Annotated in this window: 8 protein-coding genes, 1 tRNA gene and 2 pseudogenes; 7 read left to right on the forward strand and 4 right to left on the reverse strand. The window is 52.7% G+C overall.

Annotated features, from left to right (window positions below; genetic code table 11):
* A pseudogene (locus tag POG22_RS13550) lies at window positions 1-162 on the forward strand (RNA-guided endonuclease TnpB family protein); the annotation flags it as partial.
* 61 nt (window positions 163-223) lie between these two features.
* On the opposite strand, the gene POG22_RS13555 reads toward POG22_RS13550, so the two are convergent.
* The 4 genes from POG22_RS13555 to POG22_RS13570 all read right to left on the reverse strand — a co-directional run bounded on the left by POG22_RS13555 (window position 224) and on the right by POG22_RS13570 (window position 4,545).
* A complete protein-coding gene (locus POG22_RS13555; RefSeq protein ID WP_498905823.1) occupies window positions 224-2,455 on the reverse strand; it encodes a type I restriction-modification system subunit M in 2,232 nt (743 codons plus the stop codon).
* A 195-nt stretch (window positions 2,456-2,650) separates the two neighbouring features.
* A tRNA-Ala gene (locus POG22_RS13560) sits at window positions 2,651-2,723 on the reverse strand.
* Window positions 2,724-2,797: 74 nt separating this feature from the next.
* Entirely contained in the window at window positions 2,798-3,523 is a 726-nt protein-coding gene (locus tag POG22_RS13565; RefSeq protein WP_498905825.1) for an HAD family hydrolase, read from the reverse strand.
* A 158-nt stretch (window positions 3,524-3,681) separates the two neighbouring features.
* Window positions 3,682-4,545: a class I SAM-dependent methyltransferase gene (locus POG22_RS13570; RefSeq protein WP_498905827.1), complete on the reverse strand. Its 864-nt coding sequence runs from the start codon at window positions 4,543-4,545 to the stop codon at window positions 3,682-3,684.
* Between the two features lie 203 nt (window positions 4,546-4,748).
* Between POG22_RS13570 and pyrG the strand changes: the two genes are divergently transcribed.
* The 6 genes and pseudogenes from pyrG to ftsH4 form a co-directional block, all read left to right on the forward strand.
* The gene (gene pyrG, locus POG22_RS13575) at window positions 4,749-6,443 is read left to right on the forward strand and encodes a CTP synthase (RefSeq protein ID WP_063716951.1); all 1,695 of its coding nucleotides are present in this window, start codon (window positions 4,749-4,751) and stop codon (window positions 6,441-6,443) included.
* 27 nt (window positions 6,444-6,470) lie between these two features.
* On the forward strand, window positions 6,471-6,689 hold the full coding sequence (locus tag POG22_RS13580; RefSeq protein ID WP_017660611.1) for a hypothetical protein: 219 nt from the start codon (window positions 6,471-6,473) through the stop codon (window positions 6,687-6,689).
* A gap of 158 nt (window positions 6,690-6,847) precedes the next feature.
* The gene (locus POG22_RS13585) at window positions 6,848-7,660 is read left to right on the forward strand and encodes a squalene/phytoene synthase family protein (protein ID WP_063716952.1); all 813 of its coding nucleotides are present in this window, start codon (window positions 6,848-6,850) and stop codon (window positions 7,658-7,660) included.
* A 240-nt stretch (window positions 7,661-7,900) separates the two neighbouring features.
* Window positions 7,901-8,653, forward strand: coding sequence for a cytochrome c biogenesis protein CcdA (locus POG22_RS13590; protein ID WP_063716953.1), 753 nt, complete (start codon window positions 7,901-7,903; stop codon window positions 8,651-8,653).
* 193 nt (window positions 8,654-8,846) lie between these two features.
* Window positions 8,847-10,211: a cytochrome c biogenesis protein gene (locus tag POG22_RS13595; RefSeq protein WP_498905830.1), complete on the forward strand. Its 1,365-nt coding sequence runs from the start codon at window positions 8,847-8,849 to the stop codon at window positions 10,209-10,211.
* 482 nt (window positions 10,212-10,693) lie between these two features.
* A pseudogene (gene ftsH4, locus POG22_RS13600) lies at window positions 10,694-11,353 on the forward strand (ATP-dependent zinc metalloprotease FtsH4); the annotation flags it as partial.
* Between the last annotated feature and the right edge of the window lie 44 nt (window positions 11,354-11,397).

The following is an 11,397-nucleotide window of genomic DNA, read 5'->3' on the forward strand; positions in this document are numbered from 1 at the left end:
ATCGAAAATGCCTGTGGAGTCGAGGCGACGGGGGATCGGGTCACTGATTCTAGTTGGCTGGCTGTGAAGCAGGAAATCTTTGGGGCGACCCAAGGAATCTCCCTGCATACCCGGAACGGGTTGCTGGGAGAGGATGTCAATTCCCACGACCAGACGGGATAGATATCGTGCGGATTATCAATGGCTATCGCGACTTAGAATCTTTATCGATTTAGTTGACTTTTCAAACAACCTGCCCCAACATCTGAATAATTTCCGCCTCCAACCGCTTAATATCCGCCTCAATTTCATCTAACGGACGCGGCGGTTCGTACACATAAAAATGACGGTTTAGCGGAATCTCATAACCCACCTTCGTCTTACTATAATCAATCCAAGCATCCGGCACGTGGGGCAACACCTCCGCCTGTAAATACGCCTCGCAATGCGACTTCACCAACCCCAACAACGGCTCCAAATCCGGCTTATCGTCATATCCCAACGGTAGCGGTAACGCAATTTCCGGCGGTAACGGCACAATTTCCGTATCTCGCAAATCGCTATCGGGTTCCGGGTTTCCCTTACTGTCGCGACAGACTTCCGCCGTCTCGTCTCGTTCCCCCAACGCCGCAAAAATCGCCTTTTTCAACGCCGCCGTCAACTTCAACCCAGCGTTTTTAAACTCCCGCTTCAACAGCTTCTCGAACGTCGCGCGGGATTTATACAGCGTTTCCCCATCCAGACGCCGCAACAGTGCCACGATATCTTGTTGCAACCGTTCCCCCGCCGCAATTTCCGCCTGTCGCGCCTGTTCGTTTTTGCGCTTCTTACTTTTCGCCAAATTCGCAAACGCCGTCTGTTCCCAAATCCGGTTAATTCGTTCCTCACTGGCTTGGAAATTCAGCCGCAACGGTCGATCGACGGTCAACTTCAGGAAACCGAACTCGCGATTCTCAAAAATCTTAGAACAGACTCGCCGTTCCGTCTGTCCGTCAACGCTTCGACTTCGCTCAGCGTTGACCGTCACCTCACTTTCACCGTTCTGCTGAAACTCCCGATGCAGCCGCACCAGTTCCCGAATATGCGCCTTCGATAACTCGTTGCGCTTGTTCCCCAAGCTCTTTCGCATCTTCTGAAAATGCCGCGTTCCGTCGATAAGCTGCACTTTCCCTTGACGGTGGGGGGGTTTGCGGTTCGTCACCAGCCAGATATAAGTAAAAATCCCCGTGTTGTAAAACATTTGGTCCGGTAACGCCACCACCGCATCGAGCCAGTCGTTCTCGATAATCCAACGGCGGATATTGCTTTCGCCACTTCCCGCATCTCCCGTAAACAGCGGCGAACCGTTAAACACGATCGCAATTTTCGAGCCATCGCCCCCATCCTCCGGCGACGGGTACATTTTAGAAATCATGTGTTGCAGGAACAACAGCGAACCATCGTTAATCCGAGGTAATCCCGCCCCAAAGCGTCCGTCAAAGCCCTGAGTCTCTCGTTCGTCTTTGACGAAATCCTGTTGCGGCTTCCACTCCACCCCAAACGGCGGATTTGCAAACATATAGTGAAACTGCTTGTCGGGATGGCCGTCTTGGGTAACGAAGTTATTCCCCTTGTTCTTGGCTTCCTTCAATCCCAGGGTGTCGCCATACACCAGATTGTTAATCGGCTCGTCTTTAATCAACAAGTCCGCGCAGCAGATGGCGTAGGATTCCGGGTTGTACTCCTGTCCGAACAGTTGTAGGTTTGCCTGGGGGTTCTGTTGCTTGATGTACTCCTCCGACACCGACAGCATTCCCCCCGTTCCCGCCGTGGGGTCGTAAATCGTCCGGTAAATCCCCGGTTGCAGAACTTCCGCTTCTTCGTCAAAGGTCAAATTCACCATCAGGCGAATCACCTCCCGAGGCGTAAAGTGATCTCCGGCTTCCTCGTTGGCTTGTTCGTTGAACCGCCGCACCAACTCCTCGAAGAGATACCCCATTTCCAGGTTCGAGATGCGACTCGGCGATAAGTCAATCTCGGGGCGACAAAACTCTTGAAGGACTAGATACAGGCGATTATTCTCGTCGAGTTTGTAAACTTCGTTCTCGAACTCGAATTTTTCAAAGATATCGCGGGCGCGGGGAGAAAAGGCGTTGATATAGGAGATTAAGTTCGAGGCGACGTTCGGCGAGTCGTCGAGTAAGGTTTTGAGGGTAAACTTGCTGGTGTTGTAAAGCGGTTGGCTGCGCTTTCCCCCCATCGCGACGCGAGACAGCACTTTTTCGAGAGCTTCTCCAGTCAGTCCCTTGGCTTCGAGTTCTTCTTGTTTCTGCAAAAATGCGGGTTTCGTCGGTTCCAGCACCAAATCGAGCCGTCGCAGCACGATTAAGGGCAACATCACCCGCCGATACTGAGGCGGACGGTAGGGGCCGCGTAATTTGTTGGCGATGTTCCAGATAAAGCCGACTAAATCTTGATGGCGATCGAGCTGTGACATGGAGCGGTAGGGAAATCTCGACGATGCAGAGGGTCATTATACGAGATTTGCCGCCTTATCTTTCTGCTGTGATTCGATTTCACGGCAACGGTTTTCAGCTACCTCCCCAAAAAGCAGCAGGCGCATTTCAGAAAACGCGCCTGCGCTGGGTTTGGCATTGCAGGATTTGTGTTACCACTGCACGACAGCAGTTTATGGAGAATAGGGGATTCGAACCCCTGACCTCTGCGGTGCGATCGCAGCGCTCTACCAACTGAGCTAATTCCCCGATTCGCAATTACTCATTATATCACAAAACTGCAACAAACCAACGATCGCCCCTAAAAAAATTACTTACGCCCGTCAATCGGAACTCGAAGCCTCTGGAGACGCCCCCAACCGCGCGGGAACTTCCGTTTCAAACGCCTCCCGCACGCGATCGAGTTCCAATTCCGAGAGGTAATCCACCACCCAATCCGCCTGACGCTGCAACATATGAACCGGGTAAGTGTTCGCCACTCCCACCGCTTGCAACCCCGCCCGTTGCGCCGCCTCGATTCCCGCTGGCGCATCCTCGATCGCCAAACATTCCGACGGCTTCAACCCCAACTTTTCCACCGCGAGCAGATACCCGTCCGGTTCCGGTTTGCTGGTGGCGATGTCGTCCCCCGCGACGATGATGGGAAACTGTTCGGTTAACCCCAGGCGATCGAGTACCGTTTCGATTTCCACGCGCAACGCCCCACTGACTAAAGCTAACTGCAAGTTTTCCAGCCGCAGCTTCAAAATAAAATCCGTCAACCCCTCGTAACTCGGGAGCGTTTCCATCTGGCTCAACTCCTCCAAGTACATCTGCGACTTGCGGCGCATCAACTCCCCCAAATACTCCTCCGTCACGCAGCGGCCGCGACGTTCGAGTAACATCTTCAAACCCGCGCGATCGCTGCGTCCCAAACACACCGCCTGAAAATCCTTTGGATTGGGGCGTAAATTTTCCTCGAGCAATAACTGTGAAATCAAACGCTCGTGAATGGGTTCGTCGTTAATCACAACCCCGTTAAAATCAAAAATAACTGCCTTCAGTCCCATGTACTTGAATTGAGAGTTTGCATTTCAATCGAACGTTCTCCGATCGACCTCCTATGAATTGAAGTCACCCCCCTCAATCCCCGCTAGCAAAAGGGAGCAACTCGTTTCCTCCCCTGAAAACGGGGAGAGTTGGGGTGGGGTCAAAAATATTCATCTCCCTAAGCCAAGGCCATCGAACCGCCTTCAAAGGACACTTCCTCTAAAGGCTGTGTCCGAGAGGAAACCGCTAACGGCTTCACCCCTCGCGTCACCTGATGAATCCACCAATGTTCGCGACCCTCGATCGCTTCAAATCCCGCCCGTCGCATCCACTGCACCACATCGCCCTCCGCATAATCGCGAATGTAGGGTTCCTCGAACACCTCCATCAACCAAGGCGTTTGACGGAGCGTCTCTTGATTCCCATCGAGAACCACCACCTCGCCCCCAGTTGTTAACAAACGAAAACACTCCTGCAATACCTGTTGCGAGATCTCTGGCGGGAGTTCGTGAAACAGCAGCGACACCGACACCACATCGAAAGACGCATCGGGAAACCGAGTCCGTTCGGCTAACCCGTGTTTCCAAGCGATATCTAACCCCGATCGCGCCGCCTTGTAAGCCGCCACGACGAGCATCTGAGGGGACAAATCCAACCCGATAACCTCCGCCTCGGGGAAAACCTGCTTCAACATCAACGTCGTCGAACCCGTCCCACAGCCGAGATCGAGAATGCGTCGGGGCTGCGATCGCACCGCCGAGATCGCCCCTTCGCGCACCCAAGTCTCGTTAGGCGGTAAAACGTACTGCGTAATCGGATCGTAAGAGACCGCCGCCCCCGAAGTCAGATATCCCCCTTCCACGCCGTGAAAGTTCTGCGTTTGGTAATAGTCAGGATAAACCAGAGTGCGATCGCAGCGTCGCGCCACCTCCGTTTCCCAATCGATCCGCTCGGACAAGCGAAGCATCGCCTCCTCGTCCACGAGCGATCGCACGACGGGCGATAAAAACCGCTCCCACAACGTAGTCTGACAAGTTGTCACCCGAACCCCCTCGCCCTAGCGGGCTACTGACATCAGTTCTCTCATCATTTTTACATTAATTAATACTTTTGAAATCCGCACTGAAACAGACTCCTCCCGCGTCGCGACGATTTACCAAATTCCCGCCAACCCGGTCGTGTCCTATGGCAAAATGAACCCAGGGCAAACACGAACCCATCGGTTACACCGCTCGCTCGAATTCCATGACCAAATTCATTTTTATTACAGGTGGCGTCGTTTCCAGTATCGGCAAAGGAATCGTCGCCGCTAGCTTGGGACGGCTTCTCAAATCCCGCAATTACTCAGTTTCGATTCTCAAACTCGACCCTTATATTAACGTCGATCCCGGCACGATGAGTCCGTTTCAGCACGGCGAAGTTTTCGTGACCCAAGACGGTGCGGAAACCGATTTGGACTTAGGACACTACGAGCGCTTCACCGACACGTCCATGTCCCGCCTCAACAGCGTCACCACAGGTTCGATTTACCAAGCGGTCATCAACAAAGAACGCAGAGGCGACTATCAAGGGGGAACCGTGCAAGTGATTCCCCACATTACCGGAGAAATTCGATCGCGCATTCTGCGGGTCGCTCGCAACACCTCCCCCGACGTGGCCATCGTCGAAATTGGCGGAACCGTCGGCGATATCGAATCCCTGCCGTTTCTCGAAGCCATTCGTCAGTTCCGAAAAGACGTAGGACGCGAAAATCTCATGTACGTCCACGTGACCCTGATGCCCTGGCTTCCAGCGGCCGGGGAAATGAAAACCAAACCCACCCAACATTCTGTCAAAGAACTGCGATCGATCGGGATTCAACCCGATATGTTGGTGTGTCGGTGCGATCGCCCCCTGCCCTCCCATCTCAAAGAAAAACTCTCAGAATTCTGCGACGTTCCCGTCGAGCGAGTCATCACCTCCCCCGACGCCAGTAGCATTTACGAAGTCCCGTTGGTTCTCGAACAAGAAGGCTTAGCCCAAGCCGTTCTCAATTGCATCGGTCTCGAACAGCGAGAGCCAGATCTCGAACACTGGCGCACCCTCGTCGAACGGATGTACCATCCCGATCGCGAAGTAGAAATCGCCATCGTCGGCAAATACGTCCAACTCTCCGACGCCTACCTCTCCGTAGTCGAAGCCCTGCGTCACGCCACCATCGGCTGTGGCAGCCAACTCAAACTGCGTTGGGTCAACTCCGAAGACCTCGAACGAGACAGCGCAGAAACTCACCTCAGCGGTGTCAAAGGTATCGTCGTCCCCGGTGGGTTCGGCAGTCGCGGCATCGACGGTAAAATCGCCGCCATTCGCTACGCCCGCGAAAACCGCATTCCCTTCATGGGATTGTGTTTGGGGATGCAATGCGCCGTCATCGAATGGGCCCGCAACGTCGCTCGCCTAGACCGTGCCAACAGTTCCGAATTCGATCCCGAGGCTGCCAATCCGGTGATCAGCCTGTTACCCGAACAAGAAGACGTGGTGGATTTGGGGGGAACCATGCGCTTGGGACTCTATCCCTGTCGCTTGAATCCCGAAACGACCACCTTTAGCCTGTACCGTCAAGAAGTGGTTTACGAACGCCACCGCCACCGCTACGAGTTCAACAACGCCTATCGCAGTCTGTTCCTCGAAACGGGCTACGCCGTGAGCGGAACCTCTCCCGACGGACGACTCGTCGAAATTATCGAACTCCTCGACCATCCCTTCTTTGTGGCGACTCAGTTCCACCCAGAATTCGAGTCGCGCCCCAACCACCCTCACCCTCTCGTGAAAGGGTTCGTCCGAGCTTCCTTGGGTATGACTCCAGCAAGCGATGAAAACGAAACCATCAGCGAGAACGAGACCGCTACGGAGTTCGATCGAGTCGATCCTTCCACAAATTTCCCGGCTGAAGTCTCATAATCTCGGCTGGAGACTGGAGGGCATCCTGTGGCGTATTGGATTAAAATCAACTACGAGCGGGATAAACAGGTATACATAATCGATCTCGATCGGATCGTTGCTTTTTCGCTCTCTTGGAACAGCCGTTTGACGTTATATTTGACCGAAGGCGATCGCCCGATCGTCTTAACTGAGCAAAGCGAACCCGAAGCCTATCAAAAAGTCATCGATTATATCGAAAAAACGACGGGCTATTCCCTCGAATAAGGAAAAGCGATCGCCTTAACACAACGCCCTACCCCACAAGACCGTTCCAGAAAACGAGGGGGTGGGGCGTTCGACTTTTCCGACCGTCACTTCACCCGATGACCGAGAGCGAATAGAAGTATATGCTAGATGACGAGTTGATGTGAGGAGTCGAACGGATGAATTCCCAAAAAGACGCGCTACAGGTGCTAAAAGAGACCAGTCGGACGTTTTACATTCCGATTAGCCTTTTACCCACTGACTTGAAAGAGGCGGTGGCGTCCGCCTACTTATGTATGCGCGCGATCGACGAAATCGAAGACCACGAGGAACTCGATAACGCCACGAAAGCCCAGCTACTGCGAGGAATCTCTCTGAGCTTGCAAACGGGAACGGGCGGTCACGGCGATCGCTTCGGAGCCGACTGGGGAAAATCTCGCGATCGACTTCCCGAAGTCACCCTGCGCGTGGACGACTGGGCCAAACTCGCCCCTCGCTCGATCGCGCCCCGCATTTGGGACGCTACCGCCGCCATGGCCGATCGCATGGCCTACTGGGCTGAGTGCAACTGGACGATTCGCACCGTCGCCGACCTCGATCGCTATACGTTTAGCGTCGCCGGTGCAGTGGGTCTACTACTATCAGATTTATGGGCCTGGTACGACAACACCCAAACCAACCGTACCGACGCCATCGGTTTCGGCCGGGGACTGCAAACCGTCAACATCCTCCGCAACGCCCGCGAAGACAAATCCCGTGGCGTGGACTTTTTCCCAGACGGATGGACGGCGGTGGAAATGCAGGCTTACGCGCGACACAACCTGGAAATGGCCGATCGCTATACAGAATCTCTCCCGCCCGGCCCGGCCTTGGACTTCTGTAAAATTCCCTTAGTCTTAGCCCACGGAACCCTCAAAACCCTAGCTTTGGGAAAAGAAAAGCTCACTCGCGACGACGTGATGCAGTTGATCGGTCAAGTCACGGGACGCTAAACCGGGTGAGGTGAGGTGATGGTGAGGTGATGGTGATTTGTCGATGAGTTGTAGGTGCGTGACTCGAACAATCGGATGTGAATCGTCAGACCGATCGTCGCGCACCGACCCCGATAGTGCTACGCACCGCTTCCGCGATCGCACCATGTCATCACCCCCTCATCTCCTCATCTCCCTCGAGCCAGTTCGGTTAAGACCGTTACAATTGTCAAAGCAGCACTTGATTGTTAAGCATCGTTCATGGACGCCACTGGCTCGATCGAATTCCTACAAACGACTCTCTACCACCTTCAACAGTTCGCCGATCGCCTCGTTAGCAGCCAACTGACTCACCTAAGCGCAACGAGCGTGTTGGCGGTTTTCGGTGCTGGACTGCTAACCAGCCTGACCCCTTGTATGCTGTCGATGCTTCCCATTACCTTGGGTTACATCGGCGGTTACGAAGCTCAAAATCGAGGTCGCGCCGCCCTACAGTCGGTGTGGTTCTCCTTGGGACTGGCTACCACCCTCGCCGCCTTGGGTCTGGCTGCGGCGTCGTTCGGTCGCGTTTACGGCCAAGTCGGGGCGGGACTTCCCATCGTCGTCGCCGTCATCGCCATTCTCATGGGGTTGAATCTCCTCGAAGCCTTACCCCTACAACTTCCCTCCTTCGATGGGATGGGTTGGATTTCTGACGACCTCCCCCGAGGAGTGCGATCGTATCTCCTCGGCCTCACCTTTGGCTTCGTGGCGTCTCCCTGTAGTACCCCCGTCCTCGCCACGTTGCTGGCGTGGGTGTCTGCAACCGGAAACCCTCTTCTCGGAAGCGCTCTGCTTCTGTCCTACACTAGCGGTTACGTCGCCCCCCTCATCTTAGCCGGAACCTTCGCCGCCACGATGGAAAAGCTCCTGTCTGTCCGCCGTTGGTCGGGTTGGATTACCCCCACCAGCGGCGCGTTACTTGTCGGCTTCGGCGTCTTTACACTGCTCTTCCGTTTCTTTCCCACAGTTTAGGGGCGTGACGATGTATCGGTAAGCACGATTTCAACCCCGTTCTCCAAGTCACACACCCTTGTACATGGTGACAACGAAGACACTGTTAACTGAAAACTGTCTTCACTGCTCACTGCTCACTGTTGACTGTTCACTGAAAAACGCGCACCCTACGACTTTTTATCAACTATAAATTATCTATCAATTTTTCAAAATGTCCGATTCTGCTCGAACGTCTAATTTTTCCATTACCGCTTGGTTTCGTCGGGAACTTCTGCCGCTTTTAGCCGATTTACGGTTGGCGATCGTGTTACTGCTCGTCATTGCAGTAGCGAGTACCGTAGGAACCGTTATCGAACAGGGAGAAACTCTCGAGTTTTACCGCGCGAACTATCCTGAAGATCCCGCGTTGTTCGGCTTTCTCAGTTGGAAAGTTCTGTTGACGCTAGGACTCGATCGCGTCTATAAAACTTGGTGGTTTTTGGCGTTGTTGATTCTCTTTGGAAGTAGCCTCACCGCTTGCACGTTTACGCGACAACTTCCGGCGTTGAAAGCGGCGCGACAGTGGAAGTTTTATACAAAACCCCGTCAATTTCAAAAATTAGCGTTGAGTACGAAACTCGAGAGTGGAGACATTTCACAGTTAGAAACTTTACTCCAGAAACAAAACTATAAGGTATTTAAAGAAGGGGAATCGCTTTACGCTCGCAAAGGCATTATCGGACGCATCGGCCCGATTATCGTTCACGCCAGTATGTTGTTGATTCTCGCCGGTGCAATTTGGGGAACCATGACCGGGGTAATGGCTCAAGAAATGATTCCCAGCGGAACCACAACCCCCGTTGGAAACTTTATCGATGTAGGCGGTTGGGCGTCGCTCGATCGCTTTCGCGGTTGGCAGTTACAAGTCAATCGTTTTTGGATCGACTATACCCCAGACGGCGCGATCGATCAGTTTTATTCGGATTTATCGGTTGTCGATGAAAACAACGAAGAGATCGATCGCAAAACCATTTTTGTAAACGAACCGCTTCGCTATAACGGTGTAGTTTTCTATCAAACGGATTGGAGTATTTCTAACGTCAAAATTCGTCTCAACAACAGCCCTATTTTTCAACTTCCGATGGCGAAGTTAGACACTGGTGGAAACGGACGAATTTGGGGAACTTGGATTCCTACAAAACCGGATTTGAGCGAAGGGGTTTCGCTGTTGGCGCGGGATTTACAGGGAACGGCGTTAGTTTACGATACTCAGGGACAGTTGGTTTCTTCGGTTCGTGTCGGTGGCGAAACGGAAGTTAACGGCGTCACGTTGAAACTCATAGATATCACTGGTGCGACGGGATTGCAAATTAAATCCGATCCGGGGATTCCGCTTGTTTATTCAGGTTTTGGCTTGTTAATGGTGAGTGCGTTAATGAGTTATGCTTCTCACTCGCAGGTTTGGGCGTTAAAACAAGATGGAAAGCTATATGTGGGCGGACGAACCAATCGCGCTCAGGTAGCCTTTGAACGGGAATTGCTAGAGGCGATCGAACAATTAGAATCTGAAATAAAAACAGAAGTTACTATGTCCTAATATCTGTTTTTTGAAGCCTTAAAAATACCTCTAAGTCTCGAATATTTGGAGGTATTTTTATTATTTGTAGTTGTAGCGTGGCCATCGACCACCTATCCAAAATTTGTAGAATTTGATATTGCTGAAAGTCGTAACTCACCTTTCCAAAAATTCAAAAATTTTCAAGTTTGATATTGCTGAAAGCAAACTTGCTCGCAAACCACCTTGAAAGGTCTAGGTGGGCATTACCCACCCTACAAGACAAACTTGAATTGGCGAAGTCAATACAAAAACGTTGAGAATTGGCATAGAAACCACAGAAATACAGAGAACACAGAGAATGCAATTTGAGATGAGTTCGGTTTTTTTGACCGGCGCGATCGCCTATATTTTAAAATTAGTATGCGATAATACAGACAAAAATAGTTTTTTATAGACGTTACGTCAAATTCACCCCAAAAGGGTTTTAAAATTTTCCCGACCGATCGCGCTCAGCTCTCTAAGAAGCGATCGAGCGCGTAGTTGCGGGATTGGAGAAGAAAAGTCGCGTCCTCAACGACAAGGAAAAGAAAATTGTCGCCTATCACGAAGTCGGACACGCCCTCGTCGGGGCGGTGATGCCGGGAGGCGGCAAGGTGGCGAAAATCTCCATCGTGCCTCGGGGTATGGCGGCGTTGGGCTATACGTTGCAAATGCCCACTGAAGATCGGTTTTTGTTGTCGGAGTCGGAACTGCGCGATCGCATCGCCACGTTACTCGGCGGACGTGCTGCTGAAGAAATCGTCTTCGGTAGCATCACCACCGGGGCGGCGAGCGATTTGCAACGGGCCACGGATTTAGCCGAACGTATGGTGACGACGTACGGTATGAGTAAGGTTCTCGGTCCGTTGGCGTATGAGAAAGGCCAGCAAAATGTCTTCCTCGGCGACGGGACGATGGGCAATCCCCGCCGCAACGTCAGCGACGACACCGCCAAAGCGATCGATGAAGAAGTTAAGGAAATTGTGGAAAACGCCCACCAACAAGCCTTGGCCATTTTGAAGGAAAACCGCGATCTCCTCGAAACCATCGCCCAGGCTATTTTGGAACGGGAGGCGATCGAGGGTGAGGAGTTGAAAGCCTTGTTGGATAAAACCCAACGCCCCGAAACACTCGCCGTTTGAGATTCCATACGATCTCAATCGAGAAGCGATCGCCACCGGTGGCG

It is taken from the genome of Geitlerinema sp. CS-897, from assembly GCF_028368005.1.
Classification (GTDB): domain Bacteria; phylum Cyanobacteriota; class Cyanobacteriia; order Cyanobacteriales; family Geitlerinemataceae; genus Baaleninema; species Baaleninema simplex.

Excerpts from the sequence above, each read along its gene's own strand:
- POG22_RS13555 (WP_498905823.1), bottom strand. The coding sequence starts at position 2,455 with ATGTCACAGCTCGATCGCCATCAAGATTTAGTCGGCTTTATCTGGAAC.
- POG22_RS13565 (WP_498905825.1), bottom strand. The coding sequence starts at position 3,523 with ATGGGACTGAAGGCAGTTATTTTTGATTTTAACGGGGTTGTGATTAAC.
- pyrG (WP_063716951.1), top strand. The coding sequence starts at position 4,749 with ATGACCAAATTCATTTTTATTACAGGTGGCGTCGTTTCCAGTATCGGC.
- POG22_RS13585 (WP_063716952.1), top strand. The coding sequence starts at position 6,848 with ATGAATTCCCAAAAAGACGCGCTACAGGTGCTAAAAGAGACCAGTCGG.
- POG22_RS13590 (WP_063716953.1), top strand. The coding sequence starts at position 7,901 with ATGGACGCCACTGGCTCGATCGAATTCCTACAAACGACTCTCTACCAC.
- POG22_RS13595 (WP_498905830.1), top strand. The coding sequence starts at position 8,847 with ATGTCCGATTCTGCTCGAACGTCTAATTTTTCCATTACCGCTTGGTTT.